Raw genomic sequence first — 23780 nt, 5'->3', positions numbered from 1 at the left:
GTGTAATTCATTTGACCGACTATTAAAATAACTTTACATCATATAAAAAACCAGTTTTATGAAAAAGTTATATTATACATCCAATATTTTGCTTTTAGTTGTTTTAGTCGTATTAGGCTCTTGTGCAAAAAGCAAAACCACCAGAAGAACAGAAGCACAAGTTCACAAAACAATTGAATACAAAAAGCCAGAATCGTCTATTGCTTTTAAATTTGTAAAAACAAAACAATGGCTTGATTCCATCAAAGGCGATTCGACCAAACTTGATATTGCTTACGCTATAAACAGAACTGACAAGGCCAATTTTGCCAAAATGGATTCGGTTGTAATTCCGAACGATTTTAGTGGAGATCTGCCTTATTATCTTCCTTTTCCAATTCATGTTGACGCTTTAGAAGAGATTTCTAAAGTTTTAGTTTTCTCGTATCCTACTCAAACTTTTGCTGCTTATGAAAACGGCGAATTAGTATATACCGGACCAACCAATATGGGAAGAAAAAAAGATCCAACACCAACAGGATTATTTTTCACCAACTGGAAAGCTGAAAAAACAACAAGTACTTTTAATGACGAATGGGATCTAAAATGGAATTTCAATATAGAAAATAAGCTGGGCGTTGGTTTTCACCAATATGAATTGCCAGGGTATCCTGCTTCACATTCTTGCCTGCGTTTATTAGAAAAAGACGCCAAATATCTTTATAAATGGGCTGATGAATGGATTTTGAAAGACAGTGAAAATGTAAAAGTAAAAGGAACGCCTGTAATTGTTTTCGGTAATTATAATTTTGACGGACCAAAACCGTGGTTAGAATTAGTAAATGATCCGAAAGCTTTAAATATTTCAGAATCTGAAATCGAAACTCAGGTTCAACCTTTCTTACAGCAGATATTAGACAATCAAAAACTTAGAGAAGGAGATCAAACTCCAACATCATAACTATCATTTTTTACATAAATACATCATTCTAAAATCAGCTAAAGCAATTGTTTTTGGCTGATTTTTTTTATTCCATAAGTTTAATCTCTCGCAAAGTCGCAAAGTTTATTTTCTTTGCGACTTTGCCAGAGAAATTATAGCGCACTTTGCGTAAAACCTTTGCAAACTGTGCGGTTAAATTTAGATAACGCTTTAAAATCTAAAACTTAAAACAAAAATTACTAAAAATAAGCGAACGTTCATTTATATTTTATACCTTTGCAATCTAATCATTAGAATAAATGAGAACAAGAGATACTAATAAGGAAGAAATTGTAAAACAAAAAGCAATTGAAATGCTGGTTTCACAAGGTGTTGAGGGATTTGGAATGAATCGGCTAGCCAAAGAATGTGGGGTTTCTGTGGCAACACTTTATATCTACTATTCCGATAAAGAAGATTTAATTCGCAAAATCGGAATAGAAATTGGCCAAAGTTACTTTTCTAAAATGCTTGAGGGCTTCTCTCCCGAAATGTCTTTTGTAGATGGTTTGCGTCAACAATGGAAAAACAGATCACATTATGCCACAACGTTTGTTTTGGAAACTGCCTGTTTTGAACTGTTAAAACATTCCACTTATGGTGACGGAATTTTAGCTGAAATAACATCTGAATTCAAAAATGAAATGACCCAATTTATCTCCAAAGCCATCGAAAAGAAAGAACTTGTTCCTGTTACTTTTGAAGTTTTCTGGAGTATTGCTTACGGATCACTTTACTCGCTTTTGGAATTACATCGGGAAGGAAAATCCATGTCCGGAAAAACTTTTACTTACACGAAAGAAATCAACGATGAAGCTTTTAATCTTGTAATTAAAGCGCTGACTCCGTGATTAAAATTCAATATCAATTACAATATTTAATATAAATAGTAACAAACAAATAGCAATGAATACTTCAATTATAAAAGACAAAAAAATAGCCATTATTGGCGGAGGACCAGTTGGCCTTACGACGGCTAGAATTTTACAAATTAACGGTGCTGATGTAACGGTTTACGAAAGAGACATAAATGCGCAAGCAAGAACTTCTGGAGGAACGCTCGATATTCATTCGGATTCAGGCCAATTGGCGATTCAAAAAGCAGATTTGATGGATGAATTCTATAAATATGCAAGGCCAACTGGCGAAAAAATGGCAGATATGCACGGAAATATTACGTCAGAAGAAATGCCTGATGAAACCAATGCGTATTCAAGACCTGAAATCGATCGTAATGATTTGAGAAAAATCATGCTGGAAAATCTTCCCGAAAACACAATTATTTGGGATAGTCAATTAATCAACATTGAAAAATCAGGAGAGCAATATCATTTGGAATTCAAAAATGGAAATTCGGCTGAAGCTGATTTTGTAATTGTTGCCAATGGCGGAAGATCAAAAGCCAGAAAATTTGTGACTGCCAAAAAACCTTATCTTTCAGGAACGTACATTATTCAGGGAGAAATAGAGAATCCCGATCGCGATTATCCTGAATTCAAACCTAAATACGGCAACGGAAATGTAATGGCGATGGGCGAACACAAAATGTTTTACACGCATACTTTACGAAATGGCTCTATGCATTTTGGTGTTTCTTTCAAAACTGATGAAGACTGGATTTTAAATAACGGAATTGACTTTAATAACGATACCGATGTTATTGCTTTTCTAAATAAAACTTTTGAAAACTGGGGCGACGATTATAAAACTTTTTTCGCCAATTCAACAGACTTTTCAGGATTACCTTTGCGAATGTTTTCTCTTGAAGAGTCCTGGAAAGAACATTCAAACATAACTTTAGTTGGTGATGCCGCACATTTAATGCCTCCATTTGCTGGCGAAGGTGTCAATATGGGTTTACTTGACGCGTATCATTTAACCGAAAATCTGACTAGTGGAAAATTTAAAGACCTGCAATCGGCGATTGATGATTATGAACAAAAAATGTTTGGTTACGCTTTAGAAGCACAACGAATGACTATTAAAATGGAAAATTTATTGCACTCGGATGTTACTGCGGAAGATATTTTGAGTAGTCGATTTGAAGGTTAATCATAAATTAATAATTTTGTCGTTTAGTCTAAATCATTAAAATGACCTCAACAGCTTCAAATAACAGGACGTGCAAAAAAGGGCATCATTATTTCAAAACGAGTGACTGCCCTACCTGCCCAATTTGCGAGCAGGAACGTAAACCAGATTCCGGGCTTTTATCAGTATTGTCAGCTCCGGCAAGGCGAGCTTTAGAAAATAAAGGAATCGAAACTGCCCAGGATTTATCAAAATATTCTAAAAAAGAAATTATTTCACTACACGGAATTGGACCAAGTTCGATCCCGAAATTATTAGAAGAACTGAAAAAGCACGACCTAAATTTTAAAATAGTGTAAATCTCAAAATGCATTTCTTTTTTACTTCTGGTCATTTTAATTTTCCTATTTTCGTTTTACTTAAGACATCCAAAACCAAAATAGTTTTAAGGTTAAAACCATGAAGAAAATTATACTCCTTTTTCTTATTTCACTTCCTATTTTTAATTATGGGCAATCATCAAAAGAAATACTGGATTTTAAAATTGGATACGCTCCTCAAACCTCTTACAAACAAGTCGTTGAACAATCTTCAGATACCGAATTATACTACATTGCCTCTGATGAAATATTGGAAAAACTAAAAAATAATGGTGTAGAAAATCCGACTTTAACAAAAAGCTTAACCTTAATAGAATCTGTTTTTAAAACTGGAAAAATACAGAAAGACGGAAATTTTCCCGTAGTAATAGAATTTCTTAAAACTACAAATTCAGAAAATAAAAGTATTATTCCTAATGGAACTCTTATTTATGGCAAGGCTTCTGTTTCTACAATGCCAAAATTAGATTCAGTCGTTTCAAAAGAAATGGATGAATCATTCAAAAAGAATCTGCTTCAAACCGTTCAAAGTATGTTTTCGCAGATTGCATTACCGGAGAAAAAAATGAAAATTGGAGAATCGTTTACACAGGTAACTCCACTTAATATTCCACTAGCAGGAAATTCTATTGATATGGAAATTACCACCATTTATAAATTGATCAATATGACAGATCAAATTGCCAATTTTGATATTGACCAAAAATACGTTGCAAAAATTGCCTTTGAAGAAGGAAAATTTAATATAAATGCCAACGGAAATGGGAACGGGAAGTTAGTATATGATATTCCGTATCATTTTGCCACAAAATTTGTTTTAGATATTGGACTTAATTTTGAAGTAAAACAAGATTTGTTTAGTCTCAAGTTAAAATCAAATAGTGGTTTTAACCAAGCCGTTCAAATCATCAAAAATTAAACAAAAAAGGCATAAGATTTAAACTCTTATGCCTTTTGTTTTATAATGAAAACTAAAAATTATCTTGAATAATTTGGAGCTTCTTTTGTAATAGTTACGTTGTGCGGATGACTTTCCGTAATTCCGCTTGACGTGATTCTAACAAAACGTCCAGTTTCTTGTAAAGTTGGAATATCTTTTGAACCACAGTAGCCCATTCCGGCACGAAGACCACCAATGAATTGTAGCATACTTTCGTTTAATTCTCCTTTGTACGGAACACGACCTACAATTCCTTCCGGAACTAATTTTTTAACATCGTCTTCAACATCCTGGAAATAACGGTCTTTAGAACCTGTTTGCATCGCTTCAACAGAACCCATTCCGCGGTATGATTTGAATTTTCTTCCTTCGAAAATGATAGTTTCACCCGGAGATTCTTTTGTTCCTGCTAACAATGAACCTAACATTACACAGTCAGCACCTGCAGCGATTGCTTTAGGAATATCTCCCGTATAACGAATTCCACCATCAGCAATAACAGGAACTCCTGTTCCTTTGATCGCGGCAGCCACTTCTAAAACTGCTGAGAACTGAGGGAAACCAACACCAGCAACGATACGGGTTGTACAGATAGAACCAGGTCCGATTCCAACTTTTACACCGTCAGCACCATTGGCTACTAAATATTTAGCTGCTTCAGGAGTTGCGATGTTTCCAACAATTACATCTATTTCCGGGAATTTTGTTTTTACTTCTTTTAATGTATTTACAACACCTTCGGTATGTCCGTGAGCAGTATCGATAATAATAGCATCAACACCAGCAGCAACTAGTGCAGCAGCTCTTTCAACAGCATCACCCGTAACTCCAATAGCAGCAGCAACTCTTAAACGTCCGTAAACGTCTTTGTTTGCGATTGGTTTTTGAGTCAATTTTGTGATATCTCTGAAAGTAATTAAACCAACCAATTCATTTTTAGCATTGACAACTGGTAGTTTTTCGATTTTATGACCTTGTAAAACTACTTCTGCTTGTTCTAATGAAGTTCCTTCGGCAACAGTAACTAAGTTTGTACTTGTCATTACCTCAGCAATTGGTCTTGCACCGTTTTTCTCGAAACGTAAGTCACGATTCGTAACTATACCTTTAAGGATTTTGTTTTCGTCAACGATTGGAATACCGCCAATTCCGAATTCTTTCATTGCATTTTTTGCATCGGCAATTGTTGAAGTCATCGGCAATGTTACCGGATCGATAATCATTCCGGATTCTGCACGTTTTACTTTTCTAACCTTCGCAGCCTGTTGCTCGATGGTCATATTTTTATGTAAAACACCAATTCCGCCTTCCTGCGCCATAGCGATTGCCATTGCACTCTCCGTAACGGTATCCATAGCAGCTGATACTATAGGAACGTTTAGTGTTATATTTCTTGAAAATTTTGATTTGATACTCACTTCGCGAGGAAGCACATTCGAGTAGTTAGGTACTAATAAAACATCATCGTAAGTTAAACCTTCGCCGATGATCTTGGAGTTGTGTGCTATCATGTTGCAATTTCTAGTTGAATTGCGTGCAAATATAGTGAATAAATTGGAAACTTGAGTACTAACATTTTCTTAATTTTCTATACCAGAGAATGTTCTTACAAAAGAAAAACGAATTCCAATAAAAAAATTCCAGATTCCAACTTCTTACAAATACATTTCCAAATTGGAATTCTAAAAACTAATCTTCTGATTCAGGAACTATAAAATTAATCCCGAATTGAAACGCGACACTACTGGCCTTAGAGACATCTCTATATTCTAGAACATTATCGACCAGAGCATAAATATTGACTTTTCCGATTGTTCCGGAAAGTCCCAAACCAATGTTTTTGCTGGAATAAGAATCAATAGTATAAGTGGCTTTAAAATCTAATTTTTCGAAAATACTTCTTTTATAAAAAGCTGTAAATGCTACAAAAGGCTCATTTGGCATTGTCATAGCAAATAACTGACCTCCAACCGCATTTAGATATCTTTTTTTAGCTGAAGCTTTACAGTTACACTCATCATCTGATCTGGATTCTCCAAAGGAATATTGAACAGAAGAATACAATTTTGTTGGACGCCAGGTAGTGTATTTAGTATAAAGCGTATCTCTTGGAATAGCTGATTCAAAATCATCGAAAACATCTGCGGGTTTGTTTGTAAAATCGAAAATAGGATTTGCTCCTTCGTATCTGTAAGTTCCCTTGTAAGTTATGGTTTCGACGTCTTTAGACTGATTTACAAATCCGAGATCAATAATACTTGCCGTAAATTGAAGATTTTCTCTGTAGTAATAGGTAATTCCGGCATCAAAACCTAAGCCCATGCTCCCATTAAAAAAAGTATTATGTGCAATATCTTCTGCTACATTTCCTTCGTATTCATCTTTGGTAAATTTTGCGATTCCGGAAGTTCTAAGTTCCAAATTTGAAGAGATTATTTGCGTATAAAGATTTGGAGTCCCCGCATTTTGAGTTGTAGAGATAAATCCGGAATTTCGTGTAGACGTGGCATTGGCACCACTTGAGTACAATTTGGCCCGACCTCCTAAGACAAGTTTTTCATTTAGTTTTTTATGAAATCCTACATGAAGAACAGAAAGTACTTCGGCCCGTACATTGATATCTGCCAAATTAAATGCTTTTCCGATATAATCTCTATTTCCGTCTAAGGCAAATATGGCAGGGTCTTTTGGAACGTACATTAAAAAATCAAATTCCTGGTAGGCACCAAATGAAATGTACGACTGACTGTCTTCTCCTCCAACTCTAAATCCTCCGGAAAATAATTCTAATTGTTCATTAACCTGAGCTTTGTCTTTGTTAGAAGAATTATTTACAATATTTCGGACTTTATCATTAAAATCTATACCATTCTTTGCAAATAAATCATAAGCCGAAAAACTGCTTGATCCAACATTAGCCGAAATTCCGGATAAAACAGGAATACCAAAATAGTATTTATACGAAACGTCGGCACCCGGATTAACCAATGACGCCTGCGGAATCGATGTAAAATTATACAGTAGTTGTCTGTTTTGGGCAAAACAAACCAACTGCAAAGACAGCATTAAAATTAAGCTTATTTTTTTCATTCGATCTCCATATAAACAGTTGCACTTGATCGTAATTTTAAATTACCTAAACTGTCTTCGTTTATAGGCGGGCCACTAGCCATTTTTACTAAAAAACCAATTTTAGTAGTTTGTTTTAAGAGCGCTAATCTTTGGCTTTCGAATACCTCTGTAGGATATTTTATAACATTTGAACTTCCGGTGTATGCAGGAACCGTGAATCTTAAAGTTTGTAAGACCTGATCGCTATCATTAAGGAGTAAAACATCCAATGTAAAAGCTCTGACTATTGTATTTTCAACTTCAAAATTAAATTCTGCTTTTACCAGATTATCCCTGAAAAATTTATCTTTAAAAGCATCAAAATCACGAGTATCAAACGCGATTTTTTGTTCTGTTCCAGCATCTGAAAATTGACCGGCTGCAACATTAAAGTAAGCCAGATTAGCTACAAAAACAGGTTTTAACTTAAGATCATTAACCTGATCAAAATCTAAATCGCTAGAGCATGAAAAAAACACGAATGCAAAAACTAAAATTTTAGGAATTCTATTTAGGATGTTTGCTTTCATAACAACTTTATTAAGTAGTCAGTAATAACAATGGTTAATGAATAGTTATTACATATAAATAATAAATATACTACTTTTTAATGAAATTTACCGAACAATTTTGAAGCCTCATTATAAGCACTTTCAAAACTTAAAGAATTAAGACCCGTTGTTTTTTTATTTGCCGTAAAATAAGAAATCAGTTTTTCTGTAGGCATATTTCCTGTCAGTTTATCGGTTGCCATTGGGCAGCCTCCAAAACCCTGGATCGCTCCGTCAAAACGGGTACAACCTGCTTTAGATGCGGCATCTATTTTTTCGAACCAACTGTCTGGTGTTGTGTGTAAATGAGCACCAAATTCTATTTGAGGGTATTTTGGAATTAAATGAGAAAAAAGATAAGTAATCACTTCCGGTGTAGAACTTCCGACAGTATCTGAAAGTGATAAAATTTTCACGCCCATTTTTGAAAGCTTCTCGGTCCACTCGCCTACTATTTCCACATTCCACGGATCTCCATACGGATTTCCAAAGCCCATTGAAAGATAGGTTACGACTTCTTTGTTTTTCTTATCGGCAATTTCAAGAATTTCTTCCAGTGTAATTAAGGATTCAGCAATCGTTTTATGGGTATTACGCATTTGAAAATTCTCTGAAATAGAAAAAGGAAATCCTAAATACTGAATTGCATCATGTTCTGAAGCTGATAGTGCACCTTGTGTATTAGCAATTATAGCCAATAATTTGCTTGTAGTTTGAGAAAGATCAAGTTGCGCCAAAACCTCGGCCGTATCCTGCATTTGCGGAATCGCTTTTGGAGACACAAAACTTCCAAAATCAATGGTATCAAAGCCTACGCGAAGTAACGCCTGGATGTACGAAACCTTATTTTTTGTCGGAATAAAAGTTTTGATCCCTTGCATGGCATCTCTCGGACATTCGATAATCTTGATTTCTTTATTCAAAGCTTATTCTTTTGTGAAGGCTAAGTTAGCTTCTTTTTTAAAAATATAAAAACTATAATTTTCATTAATTCAACTATTACTCAATATTGTAATAAATCATAATATTACATATAAATGTAATAATTGACAATATTACCAAAAAGTGTAATAATTAAAAATATTCCTTATATTTGTAATATAAACTTTATTTATTTTTAATTATATTTGAAGATGACTAGCGTAATTACAGGAGATATTATTGATTCAAGAAAGCAAAAATCAAAAGACTGGGTCGAAGGTTTAAAAAAAATCCTGTCTCCGTTTGGCGAAACTCCAAGTCAATGGGAAGTATATCGGGGCGATGAATTCCAAATCGAAATAAAATATCCTGAAGAAGCCTTATTAGCTGCTATTTTAATAAAAGCACATTTACGATCTATAAAATTAGATGCGAGAATGAGCATTGGCTTTGGAAATAAAACACATAATGCCGAGAAAATATCTGAAAGTAATGGCGATGCTTTTATACATTCCGGAGAACTTTTTGAAACTTTAAAAAAACAAAAAGTAACTTTAGCGATGCGAACCGGAAATACTGACATCGATGAAAAAATGAATTTGATGCTACAGCTGGCTTTGACCTTTATGGATAGTTGGCTGGTGCAATCTGCTGAATTTGTTGTGGCGGCCATAGAAAACCCAACATTATCTCAGGAAGAATTAGGACAAAAACTAGGCATTAATCAAGCTGCTGTGAGCCGCAGACAAAAACGTGCACAATTTGATTTGGTTATGAATTTAGATCGTTATTTTAGAACACAAATAAAACAACTTACAGCCCCATGATTTTATTTATAAAACTACTGTTAGCGCATTTATTAGGTGATTTTATCTGGCAGCCAAACTCCTGGGTAGCCGATAAAGAAGTTAAAAAACATAAAAGTGTTTTCTTATACCTACATATCGTACTTCATGGCCTGTTGGCAGCACTTTTGGTTTGGAAAATCAACTTTATTCCTTATGCTGTTTTAATAGCCGTTACACACGGAATTATTGATCTTATCAAATTAAATTTTCAGCAACCAAAAACAAAACGAAGCTGGTTTATTGCTGACCAGATTGCACATATTTTAATTTTAATCGGGATTGTACTGCTCTACGAAAACAAAGGCATTATTTATTTTTGGCAGGATAATGAGTTTTGGATTTTATTGACAGGAATTTTATTTGTTACCAAACCTTCTTCTATTATAATTAAAACCATAATTTCAATCTGGAGCCCTGAAAACGAAAATACACATGCAGACAATTCACTTGCCAATGCAGGAAATTACATTGGCATTTTAGAACGACTATTTGTATTTTGTTTTATCCTAACCGGACATTTTGAAGCGATAGGTTTTTTATTGGCTGCTAAATCTATTTTTAGATTCGGGGATTTAAAAGAAGCCAAAGACCGCAAACTAACCGAGTACGTTTTAATTGGTACTTTGATTAGTTTTGGAATTGCTATCATCTCCGGACTTGTTGTCCAGGCATTGATTTTACAATCCTTTTAAAAGCTTTTTATTGATTGCTTTGATTAAAGCCGGGCCTTCATAAATAAAGCCAGTGTACAATTGCACTAAACTTGCACCTGCATTCAGTTTTTCAATTGCATCATCGGCAGAATGAATTCCTCCTACTCCAATAATTGGGAATGCTTTATTGCTTTTTTCAGAAAGAAAACGAATCACTTCAGTAGAACGTTTCGTTAATGGTTTACCGGATAAACCGCCCATTTCAGATTGATTTTGAGATTCTAACCCATCTCTTGAAATAGTTGTGTTTGTAGCAATTACACCCGCAATTTGAGTTGTTTTTACAATATCAATAATATCTAATAATTGCTCGTCTGTTAAGTCCGGAGCAATTTTTAAAAGAATTGGTTTTACTTTTTGACTACTTGTTTTTTGCTTTTCTACATTTCTGTTTTGTAAAGTTTGAAGTAAAGCCGTTAAAGGTTCTTTGTCTTGTAATGCTCTTAAGTTTGGTGTATTTGGCGAACTTACATTGACAACAAAATAATCAACGTGATCAAACAGAGCATCAAAACAAATGATATAATCGTCAACCGCATTTTCGTTTGGAGTCACTTTATTTTTTCCGATGTTTCCACCAATTAAAACGCCCGAATTCTTTTTCAAACGTTCTACAGCTTCCAGAACTCCTCCGTTATTAAACCCCATTCGGTTAATAATAGCCTGATCTTCTTTTAAGCGAAATAAACGTTTTTTAGGATTTCCTTCCTGACCAACCGGAGTTACGGTTCCGATTTCAATAAAACCAAACCCAAAGTCCGAAAGTTCTTTATACAGTTTGGCATCTTTATCAAATCCTGCAGCCAGTCCAACCGGATTTTTAAATTTAATTCCGAAAACTTCACGCTCTAAACGACTGTCTTTTACCTCGTAAATTGATTTTATAATTGATGAAACTCCAGGGATTTTTGAAATGAATTTTACAAATGAAAAAGTAAAATAATGTACTTCTTCCGGATCAAAACAAAAAAGTATTGGGCGAATTATCAATTTATACATAAGAGTTGTTGTGTTATTTTTCGGATGCAAATTTAATTATTATAGTTTAAAAAGGTACTCTTTTACAAAAACAAATTATAAGATGTTGCAAATTATAAAATGAAACAAAGTCAAGCCCTTTAACAGACTTATCAGAGCGCTTTATTAATTAATTTTGACTCACTTAAGAAAATTCTTATTGCAAATTGCATTTGATTCAAATATGTATAAAGCCAGCCTATTAATACGGATTTCCAAAAAAACACTATCAGGTTTAATATTCCTATTAAGCTTAAATGGATGGGCTCAGCAAATAAAAGACACTACCAAACTAATAAATGTACGTTATGGTGATAAAGGAATAGAATTAAGAACTAAGGACAATAAATTTCTTTTCCAATTACAAAGCAGGTTACAATTTCGATTTTCTACACCAAACGATCAGGATCCGTTGACTTATGATGATTATAGTCAGGACAAGGAAACAACTTTTAAAATCAATCGGGCGAGATTAAAAGTGGGAGGTCATGCTTTTGAGCCCTGGTTAAAATATTATTGGGAATATGAACTCAGTCAATCCAATTTACTTGATTTTAGAATCATGGTTGAAAAATGGGACTGGTTAAGTTTTAAAGTCGGTCAATGGAAAGTCGAATATACCCGTGAACGTTTTATAAGCAGTGGCGAACAACAAACCGTTGACAGATCTCTAATCAATCGGCCTTTTACAGCAGACAGGCAAATGGGAGTCGAAGTATACGGTCATCTTAAAGGAGGCGGCATTGCTGATTTTAATTATTGGGCAGCGGCCTTAACCGGAACCGGACGGGGAAACACCATAAACGACGATAAAAATTTAATGTATTTTGGAAGAGCGCAATGGAATTTTTTGGGGCGTTATCTTGATTTTGAAGGAAGTGATTTAGAATTTCACGAAAAACCAACGCCAATTATTGCCTTTTCAGGATTAACAAACCGAAGTCCCTATACCCGATTTTCACAATCCGGAGGAGGTTCTTTAGAAGGCTACGAAAATGGCTTACCGGGTCAATATCGAGTGAATCAATGGAATTTAGAAAGTGCTTTTATGTATCGCGGTTTTTCCTGGCAAAGCGAATGGCACACGAAAGAGATCGTTGACAAATTAAATAATAATGAAACTACCATTTTGAAAGGATATTACGTTCAGGCAGGTTATTTTTTTCATAATGCTTTCGAATGGTGGCCAAAACATTTAGAAATAGCCGGAAGACATGCAGCTTATCGCCCTGATAATTCAATCAGACAAAATCTTCAGGATGAAACAACTGTTGCGTTTAATTGGTTTTTTAAAGGTCATAAAAATAAACTGACATCAGAAGTATCCTACTTTAGTTTTCAGGATAAAACACTGCCTTTAGAAGCCGGATGGCGTTTTAGAATACAATGGGACATTTCGCTGTAAAACAATGCAACAAAATGGTATTGTATTTGTAATCAAAAATATAGATGAATAAAAACAAAAATGATTTTTTATTTTTTCTAAATTATTCTTGTTTTTTTTTAATAATTTTAATACTCATAAAACACTGAAAATGAAAAGCATAAAAAAAACTCTTAGAAAAACAGCACTCATGTGCTTAGTGGGATCATTTTTTTTGATTTCAATTGATAGTATAGCGCAACACAGAGGCGGAGGCGGAGGCGCACACAGAGGTACCAGTAGTGCCGGACAAGCCAGACCCGCCAGACCTGCAACGCATTCAACCCCATCGGCATCAAGACCGGCATCTCACAATTCCGGAATTAAAAAGCCAAGTGCGACAACCAGACCCGGATCTAACGGCTCGGGAGTTAGCAGACCTGATAATAACAACAATAAAGTTACCAGACCTTCCACTTCAAACTCAAAAATTGCGGGTAACAAGGTAACAAATAACAGAAATTCAAATAACAATAACAGAGTTGGTAATAAAAACACCAACATTAGTGGCAACACCGTTAATAAAAATCGAAATAACGTAAATATTAATGTCAACAACAGTGTGCATGTTCGAAATAACCGAAATACTGTTGTAAGACCTGGTCCAAGACCTTACGTTCGACCTCCTTACCGATATGGCGGTTACAGATACAATGCCTATCACCCTTATTATCCTCGTCCCTATCATCCTTTTTATTGGGGGCCAGTTTGGCATCCATGGGGATTCTTTGTTGCTACTTTAGCCGTTACAGCTATCGTGGTGAGTGTAGAAAGCACGCAATATCATTACGATCAGGGAGTTTGGTATACCGGAACAAGCGGAGGTTATACGGCAGTTCCAGCGCCAGTTGGCGGAACTGTAAATAACATTCCAAGTGGTGCTGAAACCGTTAATACGGGAACGGTCAATAATTATTATTATGGAGGAACCTATTATGAAAAAGATGGAGGCTCTTATAAAGTAGTTGCTCCAACTGCAGGAACTTTAGTAGATAATTTACCAGAAGGCGGTGAAGAAGTTACAATAGGAGATGCCAAATATGTAAAATTTGGTGAAACCTACTACCAACCTGTTCAGGTAGATGGCAAAGATAAATATGAAGTTGTTGACGTTCAGAAAGATAATTAAAATCATACTAACCTTATCAAATAAATAGAGTTTGATAAGGTTATTTTTTTAACTTTACTTTTTATTATTGACAACCAGATTAAAACTATTATAATGAAAAATAAGACCTACTGGATTTTTGCCATTCTAACGATCTCCATTATTTCAATTGCTTACGGTTATACTAAGATAATTGTTCCAAAGCAAAAACTGGCTGCGATGGATTGTGCCGAAACTCCAAATGCCGATTCTGCTTCTTTATTTAAACCAACAATAGAGAATAAAAATAAACCAACAGGTAAAGCTCCCAAAGGAATGGTTTGGATTCCGGGTGGTGAATTTTCTATGGGAAGCAATGTAGAAGATGAAAGTTTGTGCAGCATAAAAGGTGTAACTAAAGATGCAGCGCCAATACACAGAGTTTACGTTGATGGTTATTATATGGATCAAACAGAAGTGACAAATGATCAATTTGAAGCTTTTGTAAAAGCTACCGGCTATGTTACTTTAGCTGAAAAAGCACCTACACATGAAGAATATCCTGATGCTCCAATAGAAAATCTGGTTGCCGGATCAGCGGTCTTTACTCCTACTCCTGCAAAAGTAGATTTGAATAATTATATGCAATGGTGGAGCTACGCAAAAGGTGCCGACTGGAGACATCCGGAAGGAGCCGGAAGTTCTATAAAAGGAAGAGGAAATTATCCTGTTGTTCAGGTTTCTTATGATGATGCTGCTGCTTATGCAAAATGGGCTGGAAAAAGATTACCAACTGAAGCTGAATGGGAATTTGCTGCTCGCGGCGGAAAAACCGGAGAACTTTATGCATGGGGAAATAACTTAAAACCTAAAGGAAAATTTCAGGCGAATATCTATCAGGGACATTTTCCTATTGAAAAAGGTGATACAGGAGAAGATGGCTATATAGGAATTGCGCCAACAGCTCAATTTGAACCCAATGGCTATGGACTATATGACGTTGGAGGAAATGTGTGGGAATGGACAAATGACTGGTATACTGCCGACTATTACTCTGTTATAAGTGATAATGGACAAGTTGCAAAAAACCCACAAGGACCTGAAACATCTTATGATCCGGGAGAACCTAATCTTCCTAAAAAAGTACAACGTGGAGGATCCTTTTTATGTACAGACCAATATTGTACACGATATATGGTAGGAACGAGAGGAAAAGGAGATTATAAATCGCCTGCAAATCATATTGGTTTTAGATGTGTGCAATAATTTTTTTCAAACACTAATTACACTAATCTCCACTAATAAAAATGTGGCATCACAAGCTTAAAAAAAATCCAATTTTACGAAATTGGATTTTTTATTTAAAATCAATTCGTGAAAATTAATGCAATTCGTGGCTAACTCTTTTCCCTTTTAAACACTTGAATAATTACTTATCTTTGCTAAAAAAACAAACAAATGCAGCATATCATAGATCGATTTATCAGTTATGTAACGATTGATACAGAATCGGACCCAAATTCGCAAGCAACACCTAGTACTGAAAAACAGTGGAATCTTGCCAATAAATTAGTCGAAGAACTAAAAACAATTGGACTTGAAGACGTTACTATAGATGACAAAGCTTACATAATGGCTACTCTACCAAGTAATGTAGAGCATGAAGTACCAACAATTGGTTTTGTTTCGCATTTTGATACTTCCCCGGATTTTAGCGGAGCAAATGTAAAACCACAAATCGTTGAAAATTATGACGGAAAAGACATTATTTTAAATGCAGAGAAAAACATCGTTTTATCTCCAAATTACTTCAAGGATTTATTGCAATATAAAGGACAGACCATTATCACAACTGACGGAACAACCTTATTGGGTGCCGATGATAAAGCAGGAATTACAGAGATTGTTTCAGCAATGGAATATCTTGTTCAGCATCCTGAAATCAAGCATGGAAAAATCAGAATTGGATTTACCCCTGATGAAGAAATTGGTCGTGGTGCGCATCATTTTGATGTGGAGAAATTTGGCGCGCAATGGGCTTATACTATGGATGGAAGCCAGATTGGCGAATTAGAATATGAAAATTTTAATGCTGCCGGAGCCAAAATTACCTTCAAAGGAAAAAGTGTTCATCCTGGTTATGCCAAAGGAAAAATGATCAACTCAATGTTGATTGCCAATGATTTTATCAATGAACTTCCAAAAGGAGAAACGCCTCAGGAAACAAAAGGCTACGAAGGCTTTTTCCACGTACATCATTTAACAGGAAGTATTGAAGAAACAGTTTTGGAATTGATTATTCGTGATCATAACAAAATCAAATTTGAGAAGAGAAAAGATTTAATTGGTAAAATTGCCAAAAAAATCAATAAAAAATACGCGAAACAATTCGGAGAAGATATTGTAACTGCCGTTGTAAAAGACCAATATTACAATATGAAGGAGAAAGTACTTCCGGTAAAACATATTGTTGATATTGCTGAAAAAGCTATGTTAGAATTAGGAATTAAACCTATTATTAAACCTATTCGTGGCGGAACAGACGGATCTCAATTATCGTTTATGGGATTACCTTGTCCGAATATATTTGCCGGTGGACATAATTTTCACGGAAAATACGAATATGTTCCGGCAGAAAGTATCCAAAAAGCAACAGATGTCATTGTAAAAATTGCAGAATTAACAGCAATTCCCGGTATTTTTGATGTAGCTGAAAAATCTAAAAGAAAAAGATAAAGTGGAGCCGAATTCTGAGAAAAAACATTTTTGGGACAAAGTAAATCAATGGGAAGAGGAATTACTTTTCCTGAAATCAATTATTGATAAAACCGAACTCGTTGAAACCATAAAATGGGGTGGCCCTATTTATGTTTACAACAAAAAAAATGTTATCGGAATTGGAGGTTTTAAAAACTACTTCGCTATTTGGTTTCTGAACGGTGTATTTTTGAAAGATGAAAAAAAGAGATTAATTAATGCCCAGGAAGACAGAACAAAATCGATGCGTCAATGGCGTTTTACTTCAAAAGCCGACGTAAACGAAAAAGAAGTATTGGAATATATTTTAGAAGCTATTGAGAACGAAAAGCAGGGTAAAATCATTAAACCTTCAAAAAAAGAAGCAATCGTTTCTGAATTGCTGCAAAATGAAATGGATCTAAATCCGGCTTTAGCGGTAGCTTTTCAAAAATTTAGTCCGTACAAACAGTATGAGTTTTTAGAATATATTGAAACTGCCAAACAGGAAAAAACGAAATTAACGAGGATCGAGAAAGTGATTCCGATGATTTTGGGGAATGTTGGACTGAATGATAAATACAGGTGATTTAAATTCCAATAAAAAAATTCCAAATTCCAATCTTATATAAACCTTTGTCAAAGTTTAAAACTTTGACAAAGGTTTTTTTATGCGCAAACAAATGTCATTGCGAGGAACGAAACAACCGGACGAAGTATTTCCGTAAAGTATGACTCAAAAGTTTATCATTCCGAGGAACGAGGGATCCCCATGAGAAACTCTACAATCAAAATCACCAATCTTTTTCGAGCTACTTGCGGGGATTCCATGTTCCTCGGAATGACATACTTTGCGGTAATGCCTCATGAGATTGCTTCGTTCCTCGCAAAGACATACAATGCGTAAATTTTAATGCAAAAAAAATCCCAAACTCCATAATTGGAATTTGGGATTTTAATTTTATTGGAATTTAAAAAGCCTTACGCTTTTTTCAAAGCAGCACTCATTTCCATAGAAATTGCAGAACGCTCGATTTTTAATTTTCCAGACATCGTTTCGATAATTGCACTTGTTTCAGCAAGCTCAACAATTTTACCGTGAAAACCACTTTTAGTAATTATTTTGTCACCTACTTTTAGGCCGCTTTCAAATTCTTTTTCGTTTTTAGCTCTTTTTTGTTGTGGTCTGATCATAAAGAAATACAACACTACAAACATTAGTAAATAAGGAGCAAATTTCATTAAATCTTGCATAGTATTCAGGTTTTATTTTTGTTATTAATATTTATGTTTTTGGAATTTGGCTCTTCGACTTCGCTCAGAGCGACATTAGAATTTGAAATTTAAAAAATTGGAATTTCTTCCCAACTACATCAAACCTCTTCCCACTTTTACCATTTTTTTATTGGCAGTAAGTTCCTTAACAAGGTTATCTAAAATTCCGTTGATAAAAATACTACTTTTAGGAGTAGAATACTCTTTGGCAATTTCTAAATATTCGTTAAGGGTTACTTTTACCGGAATTGAAGGGAATTTCAAAAACTCGCAAATAGCCATTTTTAAAATAATAGTATCAATCTCAGCAATTCTTTCGCTGTCCCAGTTTGGCGTTTTATCATCATATTCTTTTGCGAAGATTGATTCGTTTAAAACCGTTCTTCTGAACAAATCTTTAGCAAAATCTTTATCTTCAACATCTTTATACAATTTTGGCACTCTAAAATCGTCTGAATCTTCTGTTTTGATTGCTTTTAATTGTTTTACAATATGTGTATTTACAACCGGAATATCATCAACCCAGGTTAATTTATCATCTTCTAAATACTCATATAATTTCTCATTCGGAACAATTACATCAGCAAACAAATCAATTATAAATTGTCTGTCTTCTTCAAAAGTATTTGTTGCGTTTGACATGTATTTTGCATACACTTCACTTGCTTTGATATCATTTAAAAGCAACAAAATATAGTCATCATTCAACGACCAGTTATTGATTTTACGATTTTCTAAAGCGATGCTAAGAGAATTACTTTCAGCTAAGAGTTGAAAAATTTTGTTTTTGATAAATTTTTCATTCGGGTTACGTTCTGCAGCAGTTGCAAGATGTTTTTTGCTTGAAAGATGTAAAAAAACAGATTCTTTTTTGCAAATTTCAATCAATGAAGAAAGCATTATAAGATATAAATCCTGAATATTATCAATACTATAAAAAAGAAACTTCTCTTCTTTTTCCATATTATCAGAACCGCTTTGATGCATTGCATAAATGGATTGCATTACTTTAACGCGTATGTGTCTTCTATTTACCACCTTGTAAGAACATTTAAAAATTAGTCTGCAAAAATAAGAATTTCACAGCTTATAATAAAATTAATTCGTAAAAAAGTCACGTTATTAGTCGCAGTTTGCAGTAGCAGTTTTCAGTACTTTATAAACCGGTTAAAAAAGTCGCAGTTTTCAGTCGCAGTTTCTCCCTTTTATCTTGCTAAAACAAAAAGTCTCAGTTTCCAGATAAAGCTGAAAACTGAGACTGAGACTGTAAACTAAAAAAATTATTTTTTAGCTGCGTTTTCAATTTTTCTCAAATCGATACGATTTTGAGCAATTGTAAGCGCTGCTTTATGCGTAGTTATACCGTTTTTCACTGCATAATCGATAATTTCTAAAGTAGTGTTATAGATATTTTCGGTTTTAGTCATGATTTCCGCTTTACCGTAGTTTGCTAATTCAGCATAAACATTGATGATTCCACCAGCATTGATTAAGAAATCAGGAGCATATAAAATGCCTCTTTCCTGTAATCTTGCACCGTGAACATTTTCATCAGCTAACTGATTGTTGGCTGCACCAGCAATAACTTTAGCTTTAATTTTGTTTACTGTATTGTCATTGATAGTTGCTCCCATTGCACATGGCGCGTAGATATCAACATCAGCGCTATATAAATCTTCACCAGTATAAATGGTCGCATTGTATTTTTGCGCTACTTCGTATAATTTTTCTTCGTTGATATCAGCGATAGTAACTATTGCTCCTTCTTTAGTCAAATATTCAACTAAAGCTTCACCAACGTGACCAATTCCCTGAACCAAAACTTTTTTACCGTCTAAAACATCAGAACCAAACTGGCTTTTAGCAGCCGCTTTCATTCCTAAATAAACACCATAAGCTGTTACAGGAGAAGGGTTTCCAGAACCACCTCTTTCTTCAGAGATTCCAGTAACATAAGGCGTTACGTCTCTAACCGTATCCATGTCTTTAGTTTCCATTCCAACATCTTCAGCAGTAATATATCTTCCGCTTAAAGAGTGAACAAATTCTCCAAACTTACGCATCAATTCTGGTGTTTTTTGCGTTTTAGCATCACCAATAATTACCGCTTTACCACCACCAATATTAAGTCCGGTAATAGCAGATTTATAGGTCATCCCTCTTGAAAGACGCAAAACATCATTCAGAGCTTCCCATTCAGTATTGTAATTCCACATTCTGGTACCTCCCAAAGCTGGCCCCATAACTGAGTTATGAATACCAATAATTGCTTTTAAACCTGTATCTTTGTCATTGCAAAATACAATTTGTTCGTGATCGTCAAAAGATAATTGACCAAAAACAGGATCCATTTTTTGAAGTTCCTTTCCAGTTGCGAAAGTTGCATCCATAGCGCTAGTTGTTTATTAGTTAAAATTATGAATTCGTCAAAAAGACATCTCAAACATAATTAAAAAATACACATGTGCTAATTTTTTATCTTTAAAATAACAATTTTACAATAGATTTGTTTTGACTATATGATATCTTTAATTACTTTTTATTGAAGATAATTTACAATTCCAAAACATTTCAACATTGAATCTCTTAAAAAAATGAAAGAATTAAGCTATTTAAACAAATATTTCATCAAATATAAATACAGTTTTTCGCTAGGAATTTTAATCACCATAATCGCACAAATTTTTTCCCTGTTTACTCCAAAGCTTATTAGCAAGTCTTTAAACGCTATTGAAAAATTTGATAAATTGCCTGAAACCCAACAAGCATCTCAGGTAATAATCGATTCTTATCGTCAGGATTTAATTCATAACGTACTGCTAATCATAGCCACTACAATCGTAGCAGGTTTTCTAACCTTCTTAATGCGCCAGACTTTAATTGTAATGTCGCGTCATATTGAATTTGATTTGAAAAATGAAGTTTTCAGGCAATATGAAAATCTTTCTCAGAATTTCTACAAACAAAACCGTACCGGAGATTTAATGAACCGTATTAGCGAAGATGTTTCAAAGGTTCGCATGTATGTTGGGCCGGCTGTTATGTACACAATCAATACCTTTATTCGTTTTGCCATCGTTATAATATATATGTATAATGTTTCGCCTTTGTTGACACTTTATACTATTTTGCCATTACCGATACTTTCCTTTTGTATTTTTAAACTGAGTTCAGAAATCAATAAACGAAGCACAACTTTCCAACAATATCTTTCAAAGGTCTCTAGCTTCTCTCAGGAAATATTTTCCGGAATTCGCGTGATTAAAGCGTATTCATTAGAAAATCAACACCAAAATAATATGGTGACTCTTGCCGATGAAAGCAAAAAGAAAAGTTTGGATTTAGCTAAAGTACAATCGCTATTTGGTCCTTTAATGATCGCTCTTATAGGAATCAGTAATTTGGTGGTAATTTATTTTGGTGGTGTAATGTACATTAACGGAACGATCCAAAATATTGGTACAATTGCCGAATTCATTTTATACGTAAATATGTTAACATGGCCTGTAGCTTCCTTAGGGTGGGTTTCGTCTATGGTTCAGGAAGCAGAAGCTTCTCAAAAACGTTTGAATGAATTTTTGAAAATTGAACCGGAAATTAAAAACAACAATGAAAATTCATCCGATATTCAGGGTTCTATAGCTTTTGAAAATGTAAGTTATACTTATGAGGATACCAATATTGAAGCTTTAAAGAATGTAACTTTCACAGTAAAAAAAGGAGAAACTTTAGCCATTTTAGGAAAAACTGGTTCTGGAAAATCGACTATTTTATCTTTGATCTCTCGTTTGTACGATGTTACTGATGGAAGAATCACGATTGACCAAAATGAAATAACCACGTTGAACTTAAACGACCTTCGAAACAATATCGGGATTGTTCCTCAGGATGCTTTTTTATTCTCCGACACCATTAAAAATAACATCAAATTTGGTAATCAAAACGCTACTGACGAAGAAGTGATGGAAGCTGCAAAAAGCGCTGTCGTTCACGACAATATTATTGCCTTTAATAAACAATATGATACTGTTTTAGGAGAAAGAGGAATTACACTTTCGGGAGGACAAAAGCAGCGTGTCTCTATCGCGAGAGCGATTATTAAGAATCCGGCCATTTTACTTTTTGATGATTGTCTGTCTGCAGTAGACACTGAAACAGAAGAGACAATTTTGAACAATTTGTTCGAAATTTGTAAAGATAAAACCACAATTATTGTCAGCCATAGAGTGTCATCTGCTAAAAATGCAGACAAAATTATCATTTTAGAAGATGGTAAAATTATCCAACAAGGTTCTCATAATCAATTAATAAATCAGGAAGGTTATTATGCATCTTTATATTTAAAACAACTTTCGGAAAAAGAATTACTTTAATTGTTGTGTAATAGATAATTTTTTATGATTTTTGAGTACTATTAATTCCAAAAATGATAGAACGTATTATGAGAGAAAATGACATGTTAGAAAAAGAAGAGATTTTTTCTAAAGTATTACGAGCAGGAAGAAGAACTTATTTCTTTGATGTAAGAGCTACTAAAGCTGACGATTATTATATCACAATTACCGAAAGTAAAAAATTTACTGAAGAAGATGGTTCTTTTCATTTTAAAAAACACAAAATTTACTTGTATAAAGAAGATTTTGGAGCTTTTGCCGAAATACTAGAAGAAATGACTTCATACGTCTTGAACCACAAAGGCGAGGAAGTAATCTCTGAAAGACACCAAAAAGATTTTAAAAAAGAATACGGTTCTGATAAACCTGAAGGACAAAGATCAAGCTTTACTGATATTGATTTTGATGATATTTAGTCCCAAATAAACTTTTTAAAAAGTACGAGTCCAATTTGTCCTGCATTTTGGACTTTTTTTATACATAAATTTGTTATTTTAGATTTTAGACTTAAGATTTTAGATTCTTAACCTAACTCACAACTAATACAATATGAAAAAAATAATCTTTTTACTTTGTTTCTTATTTTTTGGAGTTTCCTCCTTTTCTCAGAAATTAGAATACGAAACCAAATCGAACATTCCATATTACAGCGAGGCAATCAGTAAAACCGATGCTTATATTACCGAAAGATGTGTTCTGGATATTTACTATCCAAAAAACGCTAAAAACTTCGCCACAATTGTTTGGTTTCACGGCGGAGGATTAACTGGCGGAAGTAAGGAAATTCCGGAAGCGCTCAAAAATAAAGGTTTTGCGATTATTGGGGTTGGTTATAGATTATCACCAAAGGTTAAAGCTGCAAAATGTATAGAAGATGCGGCAGCAGCAATTGCCTGGGCTTTTAACAATATTGCCAATTATGGCGGTGATACTACACAAATTTTTGTTTCCGGACATTCTGCAGGAGCTTATTTGGCTTTGATGAATGGTTTGGATAAAAAATGGCTTCAAAAAGAAGGAATTGATGCTAATAAAATTGCAGGCCTTATTCCGCTTAGTGCACAATGCATTACACATTTTGAAATTAGACGAGAAAACGGAATTCCGGACACTACGCCAACTATCGATGCTTATGCGCCTTTATTTTATGTTCGTGCCGATGCTCCTCCGCTTTTATTAATTACAGGAGATCGCGAATTAGAAATGTTAGGCCGTTATGAAGAAAACGCTTATATGATGCGCATGATGAAATTAGTTGGACACAAACAAACCAAACTTTACGAATTAGACGGTTACGGTCACGGAATGACAGACCCTGCCTTTCCACTAGTTGTAAACGAAGTAAACCGAATTATAAAAGAGAAACAAACTAAAAAATAATTATTAAAATAA

General features: G+C 34.3%; 23 protein-coding genes. 15 read left to right on the top strand and 8 right to left on the bottom strand.

Annotation, left to right across the window (positions count from 1 at the left end):
• Positions 1-58: 58 nt before the first annotated feature.
• The 5 genes from B0A65_RS18500 (at position 59) to B0A65_RS18480 (ending at position 4291) form a co-directional block, all read left to right on the top strand.
• The gene (locus B0A65_RS18500; RefSeq protein ID WP_074656508.1) at positions 59-940 is read left to right on the top strand and encodes a L,D-transpeptidase; all 882 of its coding nucleotides are present in this window, start codon (positions 59-61) and stop codon (positions 938-940) included.
• Positions 941-1221: 281 nt separating this feature from the next.
• Positions 1222-1812, top strand: coding sequence for a TetR/AcrR family transcriptional regulator (locus B0A65_RS18495; protein WP_074656505.1), 591 nt, complete (start codon positions 1222-1224; stop codon positions 1810-1812).
• Between the two features lie 55 nt (positions 1813-1867).
• Positions 1868-3013 carry an FAD-dependent oxidoreductase gene (locus tag B0A65_RS18490; protein ID WP_074656501.1) on the top strand — a complete coding sequence of 382 codons (1146 nt, stop codon included), beginning with the start codon at positions 1868-1870 and terminating at the stop codon, positions 3011-3013.
• A gap of 41 nt (positions 3014-3054) precedes the next feature.
• Positions 3055-3351 (top strand): RNA polymerase alpha subunit C-terminal domain-containing protein, encoded by a 297-nt coding sequence (locus tag B0A65_RS18485; protein ID WP_074656498.1) that lies wholly within the window; start codon positions 3055-3057, stop codon positions 3349-3351.
• 100 nt (positions 3352-3451) lie between these two features.
• Entirely contained in the window at positions 3452-4291 is an 840-nt protein-coding gene (locus tag B0A65_RS18480) for a hypothetical protein (RefSeq protein ID WP_074656494.1), read from the top strand.
• A gap of 59 nt (positions 4292-4350) precedes the next feature.
• Here the strand turns inward: B0A65_RS18480 and guaB are convergent, their stop codons facing one another.
• The 4 genes from guaB to B0A65_RS18460 form a co-directional block, all read right to left on the bottom strand.
• Positions 4351-5823, bottom strand: coding sequence for an IMP dehydrogenase (gene guaB, locus B0A65_RS18475; RefSeq protein WP_074656491.1), 1473 nt, complete (start codon positions 5821-5823; stop codon positions 4351-4353).
• Positions 5824-6001: 178 nt separating this feature from the next.
• Positions 6002-7402, bottom strand: coding sequence for a DUF5723 family protein (locus B0A65_RS18470; protein WP_074656488.1), 1401 nt, complete (start codon positions 7400-7402; stop codon positions 6002-6004).
• A complete protein-coding gene (locus B0A65_RS18465) occupies positions 7399-7953 on the bottom strand; it encodes a hypothetical protein (protein ID WP_074656486.1) in 555 nt (184 codons plus the stop codon). Before B0A65_RS18465 ends, B0A65_RS18470 begins: the two co-directional genes overlap by 4 nt.
• Positions 7954-8030: 77 nt before the next feature.
• The gene (locus B0A65_RS18460; RefSeq protein WP_074656484.1) at positions 8031-8897 is read right to left on the bottom strand and encodes a hydroxymethylglutaryl-CoA lyase; all 867 of its coding nucleotides are present in this window, start codon (positions 8895-8897) and stop codon (positions 8031-8033) included.
• A 210-nt stretch (positions 8898-9107) separates the two neighbouring features.
• Between B0A65_RS18460 and B0A65_RS18455 the strand changes: the two genes are divergently transcribed.
• The gene (locus B0A65_RS18455) at positions 9108-9722 is read left to right on the top strand and encodes a SatD family protein (protein ID WP_074656482.1); all 615 of its coding nucleotides are present in this window, start codon (positions 9108-9110) and stop codon (positions 9720-9722) included.
• Positions 9719-10435, top strand: a complete 717-nt coding sequence (locus B0A65_RS18450) for a DUF3307 domain-containing protein (protein ID WP_074656479.1) — start codon at positions 9719-9721, stop codon at positions 10433-10435. Before B0A65_RS18455 ends, B0A65_RS18450 begins: the two co-directional genes overlap by 4 nt.
• Here B0A65_RS18450 and B0A65_RS18445 read toward each other — a convergent pair.
• Complete coding sequence (locus B0A65_RS18445) at positions 10421-11455, bottom strand: quinone-dependent dihydroorotate dehydrogenase (protein WP_074656476.1); 1035 nt, start codon at positions 11453-11455, stop codon at positions 10421-10423. The genes B0A65_RS18450 and B0A65_RS18445 overlap by 15 nt on opposite strands.
• Positions 11456-11657: 202 nt before the next feature.
• On the opposite strand from B0A65_RS18445, the gene B0A65_RS18440 reads away from it, so the two are divergent.
• The 5 genes from B0A65_RS18440 (at position 11658) to B0A65_RS18420 (ending at position 17308) form a co-directional block, all read left to right on the top strand.
• Complete coding sequence (locus tag B0A65_RS18440) at positions 11658-12878, top strand: OprO/OprP family phosphate-selective porin (protein ID WP_074658261.1); 1221 nt, start codon at positions 11658-11660, stop codon at positions 12876-12878.
• 130 nt (positions 12879-13008) lie between these two features.
• A complete protein-coding gene (locus B0A65_RS18435) occupies positions 13009-14025 on the top strand; it encodes a DUF6515 family protein (protein WP_074656474.1) in 1017 nt (338 codons plus the stop codon).
• Between the two features lie 93 nt (positions 14026-14118).
• Positions 14119-15249: a formylglycine-generating enzyme family protein gene (locus tag B0A65_RS18430; RefSeq protein WP_074656470.1), complete on the top strand. Its 1131-nt coding sequence runs from the start codon at positions 14119-14121 to the stop codon at positions 15247-15249.
• Between the two features lie 192 nt (positions 15250-15441).
• Entirely contained in the window at positions 15442-16719 is a 1278-nt protein-coding gene (gene pepT, locus B0A65_RS18425) for a peptidase T (protein ID WP_074656467.1), read from the top strand.
• 1 nt (position 16720) lies between these two features.
• On the top strand, positions 16721-17308 hold the full coding sequence (locus B0A65_RS18420) for a YdeI/OmpD-associated family protein (RefSeq protein ID WP_074656465.1): 588 nt from the start codon (positions 16721-16723) through the stop codon (positions 17306-17308).
• A gap of 392 nt (positions 17309-17700) precedes the next feature.
• Here the strand turns inward: B0A65_RS18420 and yajC are convergent, their stop codons facing one another.
• The 3 genes from yajC to B0A65_RS18405 form a co-directional block, all read right to left on the bottom strand.
• Complete coding sequence (gene yajC / locus B0A65_RS18415; protein WP_026981843.1) at positions 17701-17973, bottom strand: preprotein translocase subunit YajC; 273 nt, start codon at positions 17971-17973, stop codon at positions 17701-17703.
• Positions 17974-18087: 114 nt separating this feature from the next.
• Positions 18088-18999 carry a transcription antitermination factor NusB gene (gene nusB / locus B0A65_RS18410; RefSeq protein WP_074658259.1) on the bottom strand — a complete coding sequence of 304 codons (912 nt, stop codon included), beginning with the start codon at positions 18997-18999 and terminating at the stop codon, positions 18088-18090.
• Between the two features lie 275 nt (positions 19000-19274).
• Positions 19275-20384 carry a Glu/Leu/Phe/Val family dehydrogenase gene (locus B0A65_RS18405; RefSeq protein WP_074656461.1) on the bottom strand — a complete coding sequence of 370 codons (1110 nt, stop codon included), beginning with the start codon at positions 20382-20384 and terminating at the stop codon, positions 19275-19277.
• Between the two features lie 204 nt (positions 20385-20588).
• Between B0A65_RS18405 and B0A65_RS18400 the strand changes: the two genes are divergently transcribed.
• From B0A65_RS18400 to B0A65_RS18390, 3 genes are all read left to right on the top strand, one after another.
• A complete protein-coding gene (locus B0A65_RS18400) occupies positions 20589-22367 on the top strand; it encodes an ABC transporter ATP-binding protein (protein ID WP_074656459.1) in 1779 nt (592 codons plus the stop codon).
• A gap of 68 nt (positions 22368-22435) precedes the next feature.
• Positions 22436-22804, top strand: coding sequence for a PUR family DNA/RNA-binding protein (locus tag B0A65_RS18395; protein WP_026981839.1), 369 nt, complete (start codon positions 22436-22438; stop codon positions 22802-22804).
• Between the two features lie 133 nt (positions 22805-22937).
• Entirely contained in the window at positions 22938-23768 is an 831-nt protein-coding gene (locus B0A65_RS18390) for an alpha/beta hydrolase (protein ID WP_074656457.1), read from the top strand.
• Positions 23769-23780: the final 12 nt, after the last annotated feature.

This window comes from Flavobacterium frigidimaris, assembly GCF_002217275.1.
Taxonomy (GTDB): Bacteria; Bacteroidota; Bacteroidia; order Flavobacteriales; family Flavobacteriaceae; genus Flavobacterium; species Flavobacterium aquidurense.
The sequence above is the reverse complement of the archived record's forward strand: the minus strand, read 5'-3'. Positions and strand labels throughout refer to the sequence as shown.

Excerpts from the sequence above, each read along its gene's own strand:
- B0A65_RS18500 (WP_074656508.1), top strand. The coding sequence starts at position 59 with ATGAAAAAGTTATATTATACATCCAATATTTTGCTTTTAGTTGTTTTA.
- B0A65_RS18495 (WP_074656505.1), top strand. The coding sequence starts at position 1,222 with ATGAGAACAAGAGATACTAATAAGGAAGAAATTGTAAAACAAAAAGCA.
- B0A65_RS18490 (WP_074656501.1), top strand. The coding sequence starts at position 1,868 with ATGAATACTTCAATTATAAAAGACAAAAAAATAGCCATTATTGGCGGA.
- B0A65_RS18485 (WP_074656498.1), top strand. The coding sequence starts at position 3,055 with ATGACCTCAACAGCTTCAAATAACAGGACGTGCAAAAAAGGGCATCAT.
- B0A65_RS18480 (WP_074656494.1), top strand. The coding sequence starts at position 3,452 with ATGAAGAAAATTATACTCCTTTTTCTTATTTCACTTCCTATTTTTAAT.
- guaB (WP_074656491.1), bottom strand. The coding sequence starts at position 5,823 with ATGATAGCACACAACTCCAAGATCATCGGCGAAGGTTTAACTTACGAT.
- B0A65_RS18470 (WP_074656488.1), bottom strand. The coding sequence starts at position 7,402 with ATGAAAAAAATAAGCTTAATTTTAATGCTGTCTTTGCAGTTGGTTTGT.
- B0A65_RS18465 (WP_074656486.1), bottom strand. The coding sequence starts at position 7,953 with ATGAAAGCAAACATCCTAAATAGAATTCCTAAAATTTTAGTTTTTGCA.
- B0A65_RS18455 (WP_074656482.1), top strand. The coding sequence starts at position 9,108 with ATGACTAGCGTAATTACAGGAGATATTATTGATTCAAGAAAGCAAAAA.
- B0A65_RS18450 (WP_074656479.1), top strand. The coding sequence starts at position 9,719 with ATGATTTTATTTATAAAACTACTGTTAGCGCATTTATTAGGTGATTTT.
- B0A65_RS18445 (WP_074656476.1), bottom strand. The coding sequence starts at position 11,455 with ATGTATAAATTGATAATTCGCCCAATACTTTTTTGTTTTGATCCGGAA.
- B0A65_RS18440 (WP_074658261.1), top strand. The coding sequence starts at position 11,658 with ATGTATAAAGCCAGCCTATTAATACGGATTTCCAAAAAAACACTATCA.
- B0A65_RS18435 (WP_074656474.1), top strand. The coding sequence starts at position 13,009 with ATGAAAAGCATAAAAAAAACTCTTAGAAAAACAGCACTCATGTGCTTA.
- B0A65_RS18430 (WP_074656470.1), top strand. The coding sequence starts at position 14,119 with ATGAAAAATAAGACCTACTGGATTTTTGCCATTCTAACGATCTCCATT.
- pepT (WP_074656467.1), top strand. The coding sequence starts at position 15,442 with ATGCAGCATATCATAGATCGATTTATCAGTTATGTAACGATTGATACA.
- yajC (WP_026981843.1), bottom strand. The coding sequence starts at position 17,973 with ATGCAAGATTTAATGAAATTTGCTCCTTATTTACTAATGTTTGTAGTG.
- nusB (WP_074658259.1), bottom strand. The coding sequence starts at position 18,999 with ATGCAATCCATTTATGCAATGCATCAAAGCGGTTCTGATAATATGGAA.
- B0A65_RS18405 (WP_074656461.1), bottom strand. The coding sequence starts at position 20,384 with ATGGATGCAACTTTCGCAACTGGAAAGGAACTTCAAAAAATGGATCCT.
- B0A65_RS18400 (WP_074656459.1), top strand. The coding sequence starts at position 20,589 with ATGAAAGAATTAAGCTATTTAAACAAATATTTCATCAAATATAAATAC.
- B0A65_RS18395 (WP_026981839.1), top strand. The coding sequence starts at position 22,436 with ATGAGAGAAAATGACATGTTAGAAAAAGAAGAGATTTTTTCTAAAGTA.
- B0A65_RS18390 (WP_074656457.1), top strand. The coding sequence starts at position 22,938 with ATGAAAAAAATAATCTTTTTACTTTGTTTCTTATTTTTTGGAGTTTCC.